The 14,926-nt window shown below is 75.5% G+C and carries 12 protein-coding genes; 8 read left to right on the plus strand and 4 right to left on the minus strand.

What is annotated here, in order from left to right:
• The first annotated feature begins 132 nt into the window (after window positions 1-132).
• A complete protein-coding gene (locus tag AXF14_RS08555) occupies window positions 133-1,152 on the plus strand; it encodes a nitronate monooxygenase (RefSeq protein WP_084355470.1) in 1,020 nt (339 codons plus the stop codon).
• Between the two features lie 7 nt (window positions 1,153-1,159).
• Here AXF14_RS08555 and AXF14_RS08560 read toward each other — a convergent pair whose 3' ends face one another.
• Complete coding sequence (locus AXF14_RS08560) at window positions 1,160-1,984, minus strand: HAD-IIA family hydrolase (RefSeq protein WP_067942509.1); 825 nt, start codon at window positions 1,982-1,984, stop codon at window positions 1,160-1,162.
• 194 nt (window positions 1,985-2,178) lie between these two features.
• On the opposite strand from AXF14_RS08560, the gene AXF14_RS08565 reads away from it, so the two are divergent.
• Window positions 2,179-4,137 carry a bifunctional folylpolyglutamate synthase/dihydrofolate synthase gene (locus tag AXF14_RS08565; RefSeq protein ID WP_067942511.1) on the plus strand — a complete coding sequence of 653 codons (1,959 nt, stop codon included), beginning with the start codon at window positions 2,179-2,181 and terminating at the stop codon, window positions 4,135-4,137.
• A gap of 82 nt (window positions 4,138-4,219) precedes the next feature.
• Here AXF14_RS08565 and AXF14_RS08570 read toward each other — a convergent pair whose 3' ends face one another.
• Window positions 4,220-4,510, minus strand: coding sequence for a hypothetical protein (locus tag AXF14_RS08570; RefSeq protein WP_067942513.1), 291 nt, complete (start codon window positions 4,508-4,510; stop codon window positions 4,220-4,222).
• A 3-nt stretch (window positions 4,511-4,513) separates the two neighbouring features.
• Between AXF14_RS08570 and AXF14_RS08575 the strand changes: the two genes are divergently transcribed.
• From AXF14_RS08575 to ndk, 4 genes are all read left to right on the plus strand, one after another.
• Window positions 4,514-4,999, plus strand: coding sequence for a hypothetical protein (locus tag AXF14_RS08575; protein ID WP_067942515.1), 486 nt, complete (start codon window positions 4,514-4,516; stop codon window positions 4,997-4,999).
• Between the two features lie 278 nt (window positions 5,000-5,277).
• On the plus strand, window positions 5,278-5,940 hold the full coding sequence (gene dhaL / locus AXF14_RS08580; RefSeq protein ID WP_067942517.1) for a dihydroxyacetone kinase subunit DhaL: 663 nt from the start codon (window positions 5,278-5,280) through the stop codon (window positions 5,938-5,940).
• Between the two features lie 86 nt (window positions 5,941-6,026).
• A complete protein-coding gene (gene dhaM, locus AXF14_RS08585; protein WP_067942519.1) occupies window positions 6,027-6,743 on the plus strand; it encodes a dihydroxyacetone kinase phosphoryl donor subunit DhaM in 717 nt (238 codons plus the stop codon).
• A 207-nt stretch (window positions 6,744-6,950) separates the two neighbouring features.
• Window positions 6,951-7,391 carry a nucleoside-diphosphate kinase gene (ndk, locus tag AXF14_RS08590; protein ID WP_067942521.1) on the plus strand — a complete coding sequence of 147 codons (441 nt, stop codon included), beginning with the start codon at window positions 6,951-6,953 and terminating at the stop codon, window positions 7,389-7,391.
• A 140-nt stretch (window positions 7,392-7,531) separates the two neighbouring features.
• On the opposite strand, the gene AXF14_RS08595 is transcribed toward ndk, so the two are convergent.
• On the minus strand, window positions 7,532-8,773 hold the full coding sequence (locus tag AXF14_RS08595) for an ABC transporter permease (protein WP_067942523.1): 1,242 nt from the start codon (window positions 8,771-8,773) through the stop codon (window positions 7,532-7,534).
• Window positions 8,770-9,795: an ABC transporter ATP-binding protein gene (locus AXF14_RS08600; protein WP_084355472.1), complete on the minus strand. Its 1,026-nt coding sequence runs from the start codon at window positions 9,793-9,795 to the stop codon at window positions 8,770-8,772. Before AXF14_RS08600 ends, AXF14_RS08595 begins: the two co-directional genes overlap by 4 nt.
• 267 nt (window positions 9,796-10,062) lie before the next feature.
• Between AXF14_RS08600 and smc the strand changes: the two genes are divergently transcribed.
• Window positions 10,063-13,839 carry a chromosome segregation protein SMC gene (gene smc, locus AXF14_RS08605; protein ID WP_067942525.1) on the plus strand — a complete coding sequence of 1,259 codons (3,777 nt, stop codon included), beginning with the start codon at window positions 10,063-10,065 and terminating at the stop codon, window positions 13,837-13,839.
• A 59-nt stretch (window positions 13,840-13,898) separates the two neighbouring features.
• Window positions 13,899-14,921, plus strand: coding sequence for a hypothetical protein (locus AXF14_RS08610; protein WP_067942527.1), 1,023 nt, complete (start codon window positions 13,899-13,901; stop codon window positions 14,919-14,921).
• Window positions 14,922-14,926 lie beyond the last annotated feature (5 nt).

The raw sequence follows: 14,926 nt of genomic DNA on the forward strand, positions 1-14,926 counted from the left end.
GCACGCGCCGCGCCGCCTCAGCCCGGTCCTCCGGGCACCACCTCCACGTACGGTTCGGCCGCCCGGCCCCCAGGGGCCGGGCGGCCGAACGTGCGTCCGACTGCCAGCCACGCTGGGGAGCATCATGGGGACATGAGCGACTCACGCCGACTCCTCCCCGCCGACCTGCCTCGCCCGCTCGTCGTCGCCCCCATGGCCGGCGGCCCCTCGACCCCGGCCATGCCCGTGGCCGCCGCCCAGGCCGACGGCATGGGCTTCCTCGCCGCCGGCTACAAGACGCCCGCGCTCCTCGCCGAGCAGGTCGCCGCCGTCCGCGCCGCCACCACGGGCCCCTTCGGCGTCAACCTCTTCGTCCCCGGACCTCCCGCGGACCTCGCCGCCGCGGCCGCCTACCGCGACAGCCTCCTGCCGCTCGCCGCGAGCCTCGGCGTCGAGCTGCCCGAGCCCCACCAGGACGACGACGCCTGGGACGCCAAGCTCGAGATCCTCACCGACGAGCCCGTCCCCGTCGTCTCCTTCACCTTCGGCTGCCCTCCCGCTGAGGCCGTCTCCCGGCTCCACGCCGTCGGCAGCGCCTGCTGGGCCACCGTCACCAGCGGCCCCGAGGCCCGTCAGGCCCAGGCCGCGGGCGCCGATGCCCTCGTGGTCCAGGGGGCCGGCGCCGGCGGCCACCGCGCCGTCTTCGACCCGACCGTCCCCGCCCCGACGGCGACGCTCGAGGAGCTCGCCGAGGAGGTGCGCGCCCTGAGCCCTCTGCCCATCGTCGTCGCCGGCGGGCTCACCTCGCCCGAGGAGGTCCGGCGCTGGACGGAGCGGGGCGTCCCCGTCTCCGCCGGCACCGCCTTCCTCGACGCCGCCGAGGCCGGCACCAGCCCCGTCATCCGGGCCGCCCTCCGCGACGAGCGCTTCACGACGACCGCCCTCACCCGCGCCTTCTCCGGGCGCCTGGCACGCGGCCTCGTCAACGACTTCATGCACGACCACGAGGACGCCCCCGCCTCCTACCCCGCCGTCGACCAGGTGACGGGACCGATCCGCGGCGCCGGCTCCAGGGCGGGAGACTCTCGGGTGGTGAGCCTGTGGGCCGGCACGTCCTGGCGCGAGGCCCGCCCCGGCGCCACCGCCGAGATCTACGACCGCCTCCTGGGCTGAGCGCTCCTCAGTCGCCGGCGCCGGCCTGGCCGTCGAGGAGGGCGATGAGGTCGCCGATGCCCTCGTGCACGGCGAAGGGGCGGAAGGGGTAGCGCCCGATCTGCTCGCGGCTCGTCGACCCGGTGAGGACGAGGTGCGTGCGCAGGCCCGCCTCGACGCCCGCGCGCACGTCCGTGTCCATGCGGTCGCCCACCATGGCCGCCGTCGTCGAGTGTGCCCCGATGACGTTGAGGCCCGCCCGGATCATGACCGGGTTCGGCTTGCCCACGAAGTACGGGGCGCGGCCCGTGGCCGCCTGGATCATCGCCGCGATCGAGCCCGTCGCCGGCAGCGTGCCCTCGTCGGAGGGACCCGAGACGTCCGGGTTCGTCGCGATGAACTTCGCCCCGCCCTCGATGAGGCGGATCGCGTGGGTGAGCGCGTTGAAGGAGTAGTTGCGGGTCTCTCCCAGCACCACGTACTCGGGGTCCTGGTCGGTCATGATGTAGCCCGCGCCGTGCAGCGCCGTCGTCAGGCCCGCCTCGCCGATGACGAAGGCCGAGGACTCCGGGGACTGCTGCGCCAGGAAGGCCGCCGTCGCGTTCGCGCTCGTCCAGATCCGGTCCTCCGGGACCTCCAGCCCGGAGCGGGCCAGGCGGGCGGAGAGGTCGCGGTTGGTGAAGATCGAGTTGTTCGTCAGGACGAGGAAGGGGATCTCCCGCTCGCGCAGGGCGTCGATGAACTCCTGGGCGCCGGGCAGCGCGCGGTTCTCGTGGACGAGGACGCCGTCCATGTCGGACAGCCACGCGGTCACGGGCGGCAGCTCGGCCAGGGCGAGCGAGGTGGGCTCCATGCGGTTCCTCCTGAGGGGCGGGACTGGGCGGACGGCCGACGGCGTCGACCGGGGCCAGCGTAGGGGAGGGGGGCGTCCCGCGTGACGGCCGCGACAGCGGTCTCACCGTGAGCGGACGCCCCGGCCTCGGACCCGCGCGCACGCCTCGCTAGGCTGGCCCAGGTCCCGTCCCACCACCGTCCCCGGGGAGAAGCATGAGCAGCGAGCAGCACGACGACGCCGCCGAGAAGGGCACCCACCCCGGCGCCGCCTTCGGCATCCCAGAGGGCGCCACCGGCGAGGAGGTCGTCGACGCCGTCTTCGGCGACGCCGTCGCCACCGGCGGGGGGCTCGAGGCCCTGCGCCGCGAGATCGAGGGTGACCCCGCCGGCATCAAGGGCATCGACCCCGAGCTCCTGCCCTACATCGAGGCCGCCGGCGGCCCCGCCGCCGCCCGCCCCGACGGCTCCACCGTCTCGGTCACCGACCTCCAGAGCGAGCAGGCCGCCGCCGACGCCGCCGAGGACGCCCGAGAGGCCGCCGACCTCGACGCCCTGCGCCACCTCGTCGCCCACAACATGATCCCCTCGGGCGACCTCGACCAGCTCGACGCCCTCCTCGCCGAGGTCGACGAGGACGACTCCGACGACTGGGAGGACTGGGAGCCCCAGCTCCCCGACGCCCCCGCCGACCGCTCCGCCGACGACGACCGGGACGACGAGGCCGGCACCGGGCTCGGGGAGCGCCTGGGCGACGAGATCGAGCGGAACCAGGCGGACCTGCGCGCCGCCGCCCACGCCGTCGAGGTCTCCGCCCGCATGCGCGAGGTCGAGGCCGAGATCCTCTCCCGCGCCCCCGAGCACCAGGTCCAGCCCTCCCTCGAGCGCGTCGAGGCCGTCCTCGACGTCATCGGCAACCCCGAGCGCACCTACCGCGTCGTCCACGTCACCGGCACCAACGGCAAGACCTCGACCGCCCGCATGGTCGAGCGCCTCCTCGCCGCCACCGGCATGCGGACCGGCCGCTTCACCAGCCCCCACCTCGCCACCATCCGCGAGCGCATCAGCCTCGACGGCGAGCCCATCAGCGAGGAGGGCTTCATCGCGGCCTGGGAGGACGTCGCCCCCTACATCGAGATGGTCGACGAGCAGTCCCTCGCCAAGGGCGGCCCGCGGCTGTCCTTCTTCGAGGTCCTCACCGTCATGGCCCTCGCGGCCTTCGCCGACCACCCCGTCGACGTCGCCGTCATCGAGGTCGGCATGGGCGGAACCTGGGACTCCACCAACGTCGTCGCCTCCGAGGTCGAGGTCATCACCCCCATCGGCCTCGACCACACCGCCTGGCTCGGGGACACCATCGAGGAGATCGCCTCCAACAAGGCCGGCATCATCAAGGACGGCGCCACCCTCATCACCTCCGTCCAGGTCCCCGAGGCTCAGGCCGTCATCGCGGCCGCGGCCGCCGAGCACGGCGTCGTCTGGCGCCGCGAGCTCGACCCCGAGGAGGACCCCGACGCCCCCGACGCCGGCGCCCTGCGCGTCCTGGACCGCTCCATCGCGGTGGGCGGCCAGCTCGTGACGATGCGCACCGCCGCCGCCGTCTACGAGGACGTCTTCGTGCCCCTCCACGGCGACTACCAGGCGAGCAACGCCGTCCTCGCGCTCGCGGCCGCCGAGGCCGTCTTCGGCGGGCGCGCCCTACCCGCCAAGATCGTCGAGGACGGATTCGCGTCGGTGACCAGCCCCGGCCGCCTCGAGGTCGTCCGCTCCAGCCCGACCGTCCTCGTCGACGCCGGCCACAACCCGCACGGCGTCACCGCCCTCATGAGCGCCATCGACGAGGCCTTCCCCTTCCAGCACCTCGTCGCCGTCTACGGGGCCATGGCGGACAAGGACGCTGAGGGCGTCCTCGCCGCCCTCGAGCCGGCCGTCGACGCCGTCGTCATCGTCCCCATCGACTCGCCGCGCGCCGCCGAGCCGGAGGACCTCGCCGTCGTCGCCCGGGAGGTGCTCGGGGAGGACCGCGTCATCGTCGCGGCCGACCTGGGCTCCGGCGTCGAGCAGGCCGTCACCATCGCCGAGGGTACGGACGCACCGCTGCCGGCCTCCGGCGTCCTCATCGTCGGCTCCGTCGTCCTCGCCGCCGAGGCCCGCGCGCTCTTCGGGAGGGTCTGACCGCGCCCCGACCCTGACCCGCAGCACGGCGCCGGCGCCCTGGCGGGGCGCCGGCACCGTCGTCGTTCGAGGCGGTCGGTGATCAGGAGGCGTCCGCGTCGATCTCCTGGTGGTCGGTGACCACCCAGCCGGCGTCCGGCCCCCATGTGAGGGCCACGTAGGTCTGGGGAGTGCCGGGGGCGAGCGAGTGCGTCACGGGCAGGACGAGGTCGCCGGTCACCGGCGCCCCCTCGCGGGCGATGAGGGCGGAGGGGGCCTGGACGTCGGCGACGGGATCGCCGACGGTCCACGTGACGCCCGGCTGCTGGAGGACGCCCTTGAGGCCGATCGAGCGGGAGCGGTCCGCGAGGGCCGTGCGCCAGACGTCCTCCATCGAGTGCTCGATGACGCCGTTCTCGTCGTTCGCCGCGAGCGCGTCGATCCAGGCCTGGGCCGAGGCCTTCGCGCCGGCGACGTCCTCGGTCGAGGAGGTGGCGCCACCGGCTGCTCCGGCGTCGGCGGCCGCGGCCGCGGTGGTGGCCTCGGGGCCGACCGGGTCCCCGGCCTGCTGGGAGGCGACTGGTCCGGTGCCGTCGCGACGGCGGGCGCGCCGCTGCTCGTGGCGGTGGAGGTGCTCGTGGCGGCCGGTGCCGCCGTGGCGGTGGTCGGGCTCGGAGCGGGGGCGAGGCTCGCTGCGGCGGAGGCGGCGTCGGACGCGTCCTGCGAGCCGCAGGCGCCCAGTGGCAGGGCGAGGAGGGTCGTGGCGGTGAGGGCGACGGTGCGGGCACGGGCCGTCATCGTGGGAGAGGGCATGGTGGTCACCTCTCGATCGAAGTGGTCAGGGTCACATCGGCCGATCCAGTGTGACGAGGTGACGGGCTGACGTGACCGACCATCGGGGGATTGACGAGGCGGCGTCTCATGTGTCCCCCTCCCAGGCCCGGCGCCCGGGAGCCCGGCGCGGCCCGGCCGCGGGGCGAAGCACCTCACAGAACCGCTGTCCGCCGCCCCAGCGCGGCCCCGTCGACCCGGCGGGACCGGCGTGGGACAATGCGACCGACCATGGTGGTGACGGAGCGGGGCGCGCGTCGCGCCCGGTCCGCCCACTCCCACGTCCGCGCGCGGACCTCCGCGCAGACGGGCACGCAGAAGGGACGAGCAATGCCTCTGGACGCGAGCTGGGCCATCGACTGGACCCGTCGCACCGCAGCATCCGTCACCGAGCGCCGCGACGAGCTCACCGAGCTCGACCGCGCCATCGGCGACGGCGACCACGGCGTCAACCTCGAGCGCGGCTTCCGCGCCGCGGTCGACAAGCTCGACTCCCTCGAGTCCCAGGGCGACCTCCCCGGCACCCTGGCCGGCGTCCTCAAGTCCGTCGCCACCACCCTCATCGCCACCATCGGCGGGGCCGCCGGCCCCCTCGTCGGCACCGCGTTCCTCAGGGCCTCCCGCGTCGGCGACGCCGCCGAGCTCTCGGGCGCCGACGTCGCCCGCCTCATCCGCGAGGCCAGCGACGGCATCGAGGCGCGCGGCCGCGCCGAGAGCGGTGACAAGACCATGATCGACGCCTGGCACCCGGCAGCAGCCGCCGCCGAGGCCGCCGCCGCCGCGGGCGACGCCCCGCTCGACGTCCTCCGCCAGGCCGCCGACGCCGCCGCCGAGGGCGCCCGCGGCACCGAGCCGCTCGTCGCCCGCAAGGGCCGCGCCTCCTACCTCGGCGCCCGCTCCGCCGGGCACCGCGACCCCGGCGCCGAGTCCGCCGCCCTCATCCTGCGCGCCGCCGTCGAGGCCGCCGAGTCCCTCGAGGGCGCCGGCGCCTGAGGCCGACGACGCCCGCGCGGCCCGTCGGGGGCGCGGGCCCGCCACCCCTCGCGCGCCGCACCACCGCCCGCACCCAGGAGCACCCCGTGACCGAGTCCGCCGCGACGGCCATCGTCATCGTCTCCCACTCCCGCGACCTCGCCCGCGGCGTCGCCGAGCTCATCGCCCAGATGGCCCCCGACGTCGCCGTGCGCCCCGTCGGCGGAGGACCCGACGGTGGCCTCGGCACGAACCTGCCCGCTGTCCGCGACGCCGTCACCGAGCTCCTCGACGCCGGTCACGAGGTCCTCCTCACCGCCGACCTCGGCAGCGCCTTCATGAGCGCCGAGATCGTGGTCGAGCTCGAGCACCGACCCGCCGGTGAGCGCGCCGTCGTCGCCGTCGACGCCCCAGTCGCGCGCGGTACCCTCGCCGCCGCCGTCGAGGCGCAGGGAGGCGGGAGCGCCGAGACCTGCGCCCGCGCCGCCAAGGAGTCTGTGCGCGGCTGGATCGACGCCCTCGAGCCCGTCGTCGTCCCCGAGACCCGCCGCACCGCCGAGCCCGGCGCCGTCATCCGCACCGCCACCACCTCCGGCGTTCGCCTCGCCGACCCCGACGGCATCCACGCCCGCCCCGCCGCGGCGATCGCCGCCGCCTTGCGCGCCGGCCACGCCGAGATGCTCGTCGACGGCCGCGGCGCCACGACCCTCATGGAGCTCCTCGCCCTCGGCGCCCGCGGCGGCGACGTCGTCGGCCTCTCCGTCACCGGGCCCGCACCGGAGCCGGTGCTCGCCGACGTCGTCGGCGTCCTCACCCGGGTCTGAGCGGCGGGCGGACGCCGGGCGGGATGTCGCCGGGCGGGATGCTCCGTCCTGCTCCGGCTCCCCGGAGCCCCGACTCGCGTGCCCGCACCGGCGCCGGCACGGCCGCGCCCCAGCGGGGTGCTTGCGCACGCACCTCCCCGTCCGTCACTCTTCTCCCGGTTCAATCGTCGCCGCGAACGCGCGAGCGCGCCCGCTGAAAGGACATCCATGACCGACGTCTCCGCCCCCGACCACATCCTCATCCTCCTCAAGCCCGACGCCGTCAGCCGCCGCCTCACCGGCAAGATCCTGGCCCGGATCGAGGCCAAGGGCTACGACATCATCGCCATCAAGCGCCTCCGGGCCACCGAGGAGCAGCTCGCCGAGCACTACGCCGAGCACGTCGAGAAGCCCTTCTACCCGGGCGTCGTCGAGTACATGACGGCCGGCCCGATCGTCGCCGCCGTCGTCGAGGGCCACTCCGTCGTCGAGTCCGTCCGCACCCTCATGGGCGCCACCGACCCGACCAAGGCCGCCCCGGGCACGATCCGAGGCGACCTCGGCCGCGACTGGGGCACCACCGCCATCGAGAACCTCATCCACGGCTCCGACTCCAACGAGTCCGCCGCCCGTGAGATCGCGATCTGGTTCCCCGAGCTCTCCCTCTGAGACCCCGCCCGGCCGAGCCGGGTGCGCACTCGCGACGAGAACCGGCCCGTCACCCACGACGCAGTGGGGGACGGGCCGGTTCTCGTTGTGCCGAGGTCCCGATCTCGAGGTCAGGACGTCCCGATCTCGAGGGAGGGGTGTCAGGCGGCGCGGCGGCCGAGGACCTCCTTGAGCGGGACGCGGCCGCCCGTGCGGGTGACCGCCCGCGTGTACACCGTCGCCGCAAGCCTCACGAGGAGGGGCAGCGCGACGAGGGCGATGGCGAGCGCGACGCCCTGCTCGGCCCAGCTCGAGGCGCCCAGGACGAGGCGCGCCGGCATGAGGAAGGCCGAGAACACGGGCACGTAGGCGAGCACCCGCCACACCAGCGCCGTCGGGTCGCCCTGAGCCATGAAGATGGAGAGCATGTAGGGCACCATGCACAGCATCATGAGCGGCATCGTCACGGAGGAGACGTCCTCCTGCCGGCTCACGAGCGATCCCGCGGCGCCGTAGAGGACCGCGACGGTGGCGAAGCCGATCACCATCCACACGACCATGGCGACGACGACGCCGTTGAGGTCCACGCCGAGGCTCGGCATGACGCCCGTCGCGCGGGCGGCGACGACGGAGACGACGCCCATGAGCGCGTAGCTCGCGATGACCGCCGTCCCGGTCCCGAGGACCTTGCCCGCCAGGAGCGAGGTGGGGCGGACGCAGGCGAGCAGGATCTCGACGATGCGGCTCGCCTTCTCCTCGACGACGCCCATCGCGATCATCTGGCCGCCTCCCATGATGACGATGAAGAGGAGGACGTCGATGACCATGAGGATGAGGTACTGCGGACCCGAGGCGCCCGAACCGGAGTCCTTCTCCAGGGTGACGACCTGCGGCGCGGCCCCGGCGACGGTGGCCGAGACCTCGGCCGGGTCACCGCCGAGCGCCGTGATCTGCTGAGCGAGCGCGGCCTGCTGGAGCGCCGCGGTGACGCCGGAGACGACGGCGTCGTCGGAGGCCTTCTGGACGCGCAGCGTCGGCTCCTCGCCGAGGAGGAGGGCCATGTCGACGGCGGAGTCGGAGTCGTCGTCGGCGGTGAGGTCCGCGTCGACGTCGGCGGTGGACCGGCCGGACAGGTCGACGACGCTCACCCTCGCGCCGTCCGAGTCGCGGACCTGCTCGAGCGCAGGGGTGAGGGCCCTGACCGTGGCGGCGTCCGCCCCGGTGACGCCGAGCCGGTAGGGCTCCGAGGTGCCGCCGCCGAGGACGGAGGCGAGGACGATCCCGCCGACGACGAGGACCGTCATGATGATGGTGGAGATGATCGAGGACTTCTTGAGGAGCTGGGTGCGCAGCTCGCGGCCCGCGACGAGGCGGATCTCCGCGGATCGGCTCATGGTGCTCATGCTCGGGCCTCCTGGTCGGTCGTCGTGCCGGTTGCGGTGTCGGGAGCGGCGGGGTGGGCGGTCGGCGCTGCGCCGGCGCCCGGGGAGGACGGGTCGTCGGAGCCGGGGTCGTGGAGCGCCTCCCGGAAGATCTCGGTGAGGTCGTGGCGCACGGGACCGAGCTCGCGCACCGCGCCCTGCCGTGCCGCGGCGGCGAGGAGTGCCTGCTCATCGGCGCCGCCGCAGGTGAGGACGAGGCACCCGCGGCGGTCGGCGCCGACCTCGAGCCCGGGAAGCGCGGCGACGGCGTCGGCGGCCGCGAGCACGGGGCGTCCGGGATCCTGCGGCGCGCTCGTCGCGACGACGGCCCGCCAGCGCGGCTCCTCGGTGGCGCGGAGCTCGTCGATCGTGCCGTCGGCGACGAGCCGCCCCGAGCGGATGATGACGATCCTGTCGCAGAGCCGCTCGACGACGTCGAGCTGGTGGGAGGAGAACAGCGTGGGCACCCCGGCAGCGGCCCGCTCTCGCAGCACCTCGCTCATGACGTCGACGGCCACGGGGTCCAGGCCCGAGAAGGGCTCGTCGAGGATGAGCAGCGCGGGGGCGCCGACGAGGGCGGCCGCGAGCTGGACGCGCTGCTGGTTGCCCAGACTCAGCTTCTGGACGTCGTCGCCGCGGCGCTCGGCCACGCCGAGCCGCTCGGTCCACTCCTCGACGGCGCGCTCGGCGTCGGTCTTGGCGACGCCGTGGAGGCGGGCGAGGTACCGGAGCTGCTCGCCGACCTTCATCTTGGGGTAGAGGCCGCGCTCCTCGGGCATGTAGCCGATGGAGCGGCGGAGGGCGGCGTCGACGGGGGCTCCGTCCCAGGTGACCGCGCCGGCGTCGGCGGCCAGGACGCCCATGACGATGCGCATCGTCGTGGACTTGCCGGCTCCGTTCGCGCCGACGAAGCCGACGATCTCGCCGTCATCGAGGTGGAGGGAGAGGTCGTCGAGGGCCGTGAGGCTCCCGAATCTCTTGGACAGGTGGTCGATCCTCAGCACGGGTCTTCTCCTGCTCGGGTGGCTGATGGGGTCAGGGACGTCGTCGGGCTCCCCTCCCAGTGAGTCAAGGAGCCTTGACGTGCCCAGTTTGCTTGACATGGTGGGGGTTGTCAAGCGTGCTTGCCTTTCGGCTGTCGCGCCGGTCGCCCGCAGCGTAGGGGCGGGTGCGGACCGTCCGCCTGGTCCTCGCGGAGGTGATCGACCCGGCCCCGCACGCACGCCGCGCGCGTGGGGCGGGACCGCTCCGCGGCCCGCTATCGTGTCCCCGTGCACCTCAAGACGTTGACGATCAAGGGCTTCAAGTCCTTCGCCTCGTCGACGACCCTGCGCCTCGAGCCCGGCATCACCGCCGTCGTCGGACCCAACGGCTCCGGGAAGTCCAACGTCGTGGACGCCCTCACCTGGGTCATGGGCGAGCAGGGTGCGAAGAACCTCCGCGGCGGCTCCATGGCCGACGTCATCTTCGCCGGCGCCGGCAAGCGCGCCCCCCTCGGCCGCGCCGAGGTCTCCCTCACCATCGACAACACCGACGGCGCCCTGCCCATCGACTACACCGAGGTCACCATCACCCGCACCCTCTTCCGGGGCGGCGGTTCCGAGTACCAGATCAACGGCACCCCCTGCCGCCTCCTCGACGTCCAGGAGCTCCTCTCCGACACGGGCCTGGGCCGTCAGATGCACGTCATCGTCGGCCAGGGCCGACTCGACGAGGTCCTCTCCGCCACCCCCGAGGAGCGCCGCGGCTTCATCGAGGAGGCCGCCGGCGTCCTCAAGCACCGGCGCCGCAAGGAGCGGGCCCTGCGCAAGCTCGACTCCATGGCCGCCGACCTCGCCCGCGTGACCGACCTCACCGCCGAGCTCCGCCGCCAGCTCGGGCCGCTCGCCCGCCAGGCCGCCGTCGCCCGCCGCGCCCGCACCATCCAGGTCGAGGTCCGCGACGCCGCCGCCCGCCTCCTGGCCGACGACGTCGTCCAGACCCAGTCCCTCCTTGAGGCCGGCGACGAGGACCAGACGATGCTCGCCCGCCGCCGCGCCGGCGTCGAGGAGGCCGAGCGCGTCGCCCGCGCCCGCCTCGCCGAGCTGAGCGCCGTCGAGGCCACGAGCGGCCAGCGCCTCGCCCGCGCCACGAGCGTCTGGGAGGAGCTCACCCGCGCCGAGCAGTCCCTCGCCTCGCTCGCCGAGGTCGCCGCCGAGCGGGCCCGCGGCCTCGCCGGCGCCCCGCGGCCCGCCTTCGGCACCGACCCCGCCGAGCTCGAGCGCCGCGCCGAGGTCGCCGCCGCCGAGGAGGCCGAGCTCGCCGACGCCATCGAGGACGCCCGCACCGCCCTGTCCGACGCCTCCCGTGAGCGCGCCGACGCCGAGTCCGCCGAGTCCTCCGCCGAGGCCGCACTCTCCGGCCTCCAACGCCGCCAGGCCGAGCACCGCGAGAAGCTCGCCCGCGCCGGCGGCCGCGTCGCCTCCGCCCGGTCCCGCCACGAGGCCGCGCTCGCCGGCCTCGAGCAGGCGCGGAGCTCCCTGGCCTCCGCGGAGCGCCGCGCCGAGGAGGCCCGCACCGCCCTCGCCGAGCAGACCGGGAGCCCCGACGCCGCGACGACGGGGGAGGGGGAGCCCGGTGCTCGAGGCGAAGCCGGGGCGGACGGCGCTCTCGACAGCGAGCAGGCGCGCGCCGCGGCCGCCCACGAGGCCGCCACCGAGGCCCTGGGCGCCGCCCGCGACGCCGTCTCCGCCGCCACCGACGCCCGCCGCGAGGCGGCCTCGGAACGCGCCTCGTGGACCGCCCGCCGCGACACCCTCGCCCTGTCGCTCCACGCCCAGGACGGCACCGCCGAGCTCGCCGAGGCCGGGCTGCCCGGGGTCCTCGGCACGCTCGCCGAGTCGATCAGCGTCGAGCGCGGCTGGGAGAACGCGGTCGCCGCGCTGCTGGGAGAGCTCGCCGGCGCCGCCCTCGTCGAGGACGCCGACGCGGCCGTCGCCGCCCTCGAGCACGCCCGCGCCCAGGACGCCGGGGCCCTCCGCCTCGTCCTCGCCGACGTCCCCGCCGCCGTGGCCGACGGCGCCGAGGAGGCGCTCGCGGCCGTCACCGCCGCCGGCATCGAGGGCGCGCACGTCGCCCGGGGCCTCGTCACCGTCGCGCGCCCCGGTCTCGACCACGCCCTCGACCGACTCCTCGCCGCCGCTCTCGTCGTCCCGGATCTCCCTGCCGCCCGTGCGGTCCGCGCCGCCGCGCCGGAGGCCGTCGTCGCCACCCGCGACGGCGAGGTCCTCGCCCCCGAACGGGCCACGGGCGCCGGACGCGGCACCTCCTCCGTCCTCGAGCTCGCCGCCGCCCACGAGGACGCCGCCGACCGCGCCGAGGCCGCGGCCCGCGCCGAGGCCGACGCCGACGCCGCCCTCGAGGAGGCGCGCCACGGCGAGGAGACCGCCCGCCGCGTCGTGAGCGAGGCCCTCGCCGCCCTGCGCGCCGCCGACGCCGAGGCCGCACGCGCCGCCGAGGCGCTCGCCGGCCTCACGAGCGCGGTCCGCGCCGCCGAGGACGAGGCCGGGCGCGCCCGCCGCGTCCTCGAGCGCGCCGAGAACGAGGCCTCCCAGCGCACCACCGAGCTCGCCTCCGCCACCGCCGCCCTCGCCGAGATCGAGGACGGCGCCGCCGGCACCGCGGGGGAGCGGAGCGCGCCCTCCGACCTCGAGGCCGCCATCGCCGTCGCCGGCAACGAGCGCGAGGCCGCCGTCGCCGCCGCCCGCACCGCCCGCGCCGCGGAGACCGAGGCCCGCCTCGCCCTGCGCACCGCCGAGGAGCGCGAGCGCTCCGGACGCGGACGCTCCGACTCCCTGCGGGCCGCCGCCCGGCGCGAGCGCGAGCAGCGCGCCGCCGCCGAGCGCGCCGAGGCCCGTCGCACCGCCCGCCTCACCATCGCCTCCCACGTGCGCGACCAGGCCCGCGACGCCACCGCGGCCGCCCGGGGCAGCGTCGAGGAGGCCCAGCGCGAGCGCGCCCGCATCGAGTCCGACCGCAGCGAGGCCATCTCCGCCACGAGCGCCATCCGGGAGGAGCTCGACGGCCTCACGAGCGAGCTCTCCCGCCTCACCGACGCCGCCCACCGCGACGAGATCGCCCGCGCCGAGCAGCGCACGCGACTCCAGGCCCTCGCCGACCGCGCCATGAGCGAGCTCGGCCTCGAGCTCGAGCCCCTCGTCGAGGAGTACGGGCCGCACATGCTCGTCCCCGAGGGCACCGAGGAGCTCCTCGAGGCCCAGGAGGCCGAGGCGGAGGCCGCCGCTCGGGCCTCCGGCGACGAGCGCGCCGACGGGACCGGGGACCCCGACACCGACGACGACGAGGACGGCGTCGTCGAGCCCCGACGTCGCGTCACAGGCCGCCCCTACGTCCGGGCCGAGCAGGAGAAGCGCCTCGCCAAGGCCACCAGGGACCTCACCCGCCTCGGCAAGGTCAACCCGCTGGCCCTCGAGGAGCACGCCGCCCTCGAGCAGCGCCACCAGTTCCTCGCCGAGCAGCTCGCCGACCTCAAGCAGTCCCGCGCCGACCTCCTCGCGATCGTCGAGCAGATCGACGCCCGCGTCCAGGAGGTCTTCGCCCGGGCCTACGAGGACACGGCCAGGGAGTTCGCCCTCGTCTTCGACCGCCTCTTCCCCGGCGGCGAGGGGCGTCTCGTCCTCACCGACCCCGAGGACATGCTCACCACCGGCATCGAGATCGAGGCGCGCCCGGCCGGTAAGAAGGTCAAGCGCCTCTCACTGCTCTCCGGCGGCGAGCGCTCCCTGGCCGCGGTCGCCCTCCTCGTCGCCATCTTCAAGGCGCGCCCCTCGCCCTTCTACGTCATGGACGAGGTCGAGGCGGCCCTCGACGACACGAACCTCGGGCGCCTCCTCGACATCTTCATCGAGCTGCGCGAGTCCAGTCAGCTCATCATCATCACCCACCAGAAACGCACCATGGAGGTCGCCGACGCCCTCTACGGCATCACCATGCGTGACGGCGTCACCCAGGCCGTCTCGCAGCGCCTCGCCGGGCGGGAGAAGCACTAACCTGGTCCGGTGCCGCACCCCCTGACCGCGGCGCTTCCCTGAGGTGAGGAGCCACGGCCGTGACTGTCGACGAGGTGCGGGCCGGAGCCCGCTATCCGCTGATCGGCGATCGGCGGGCCCGGTTCAACGAGCGGGGCTACCGGTGGCAGGGGACGCTCATGAGCCAGGGCGGCTTCCTCGGGGCCGGGGTCGCGACCATCGTCCTCCTGATCGTCGTCGCCGTCACCGCCGCGCCCGTGGCGGACCTCCGGGCCTGCACGAGGGCGAGCGTCGCCGCTGACGCCTGCCCCGACGGGCTCTCCGGCGCCATGACCGGGGTGGCGCTCGTCGGCGTCGCCCTCGCCTGCCTCAGCCTCCTCGCCGTGCTCCTCCAGCTCGCCGCGAGGAACTCCGTCGCCGGGGACGGCGAGGAGGACCCGGGGCTCTGGTTCCTCACCCGGCCCGGAGCCGCCGTCTCGACGGGGACCGTCTGGGGCCTCCTCGTCGCCTACGGCGCGGTCGTCACCTGGTTCTGGTTGCCGTCACTCCACGGCGACGGCGCCGCGGGCGCCGCCTGGCTCGGCTGGATCACGACACTGGCGATGACGGGCATGGTCGCGACGATGCTGCTCGTCCCCGTCGTCATGTGGCTGACGCAGGCGAGGACGACGCCGGCGTACGTGCGGGGGCGCGAGGCCTTCCTGCGCCGCCGGCTCGCCGAGCTCCTGCCGGTCACCGAGCGCCTTGACCTCCGCGACCCGGCTCGGACCGGCTACCCGCCGCGGCTCGTCCTGCGGGCCGTCGCCCTCGTGGCCGTCGCCGGTGCGCTGGCGTTCGCCGTCCGCTCCGACCCCTTCGGTCCCCGGCTCGTCCTCGCGGTCGGGTCCCTCGGTCTGTGGTCCTGGGCCTGCCTCATGCTGGTGGGCGAGCCTCGAACAAGCACCCGGGTCCTCGCCGCGGTCGCCTTCCTCGTCATGGCGGTCGGAGCGCTCCTGCCGGTCTTCTGGCCCGTCGTCTGGCCGCTCCTGCGGGACCGGAGCCCCCGCTCGACGCCTCAGGCGGGCAGCGCCTTCTCGGCGCTGGCCACCGCCGTGTGCTCCTAAGTCCT

The sequence above is a fragment of the Actinomyces radicidentis genome (assembly GCF_001553565.1).
GTDB classification, from domain to species: Bacteria; Actinomycetota; Actinomycetes; order Actinomycetales; family Actinomycetaceae; genus Actinomyces; species Actinomyces radicidentis.

Excerpts from the sequence above, each read along its gene's own strand:
- AXF14_RS08555 (WP_084355470.1), top strand. The coding sequence starts at position 133 with ATGAGCGACTCACGCCGACTCCTCCCCGCCGACCTGCCTCGCCCGCTC.
- ndk (WP_067942521.1), top strand. The coding sequence starts at position 6,951 with ATGACCGACGTCTCCGCCCCCGACCACATCCTCATCCTCCTCAAGCCC.
- AXF14_RS08595 (WP_067942523.1), bottom strand. The coding sequence starts at position 8,773 with ATGAGCACCATGAGCCGATCCGCGGAGATCCGCCTCGTCGCGGGCCGC.
- AXF14_RS08560 (WP_067942509.1), bottom strand. The coding sequence starts at position 1,984 with ATGGAGCCCACCTCGCTCGCCCTGGCCGAGCTGCCGCCCGTGACCGCG.
- AXF14_RS08565 (WP_067942511.1), top strand. The coding sequence starts at position 2,179 with ATGAGCAGCGAGCAGCACGACGACGCCGCCGAGAAGGGCACCCACCCC.
- AXF14_RS08570 (WP_067942513.1), bottom strand. The coding sequence starts at position 4,510 with ATGGAGGACGTCTGGCGCACGGCCCTCGCGGACCGCTCCCGCTCGATC.
- dhaL (WP_067942517.1), top strand. The coding sequence starts at position 5,278 with ATGCCTCTGGACGCGAGCTGGGCCATCGACTGGACCCGTCGCACCGCA.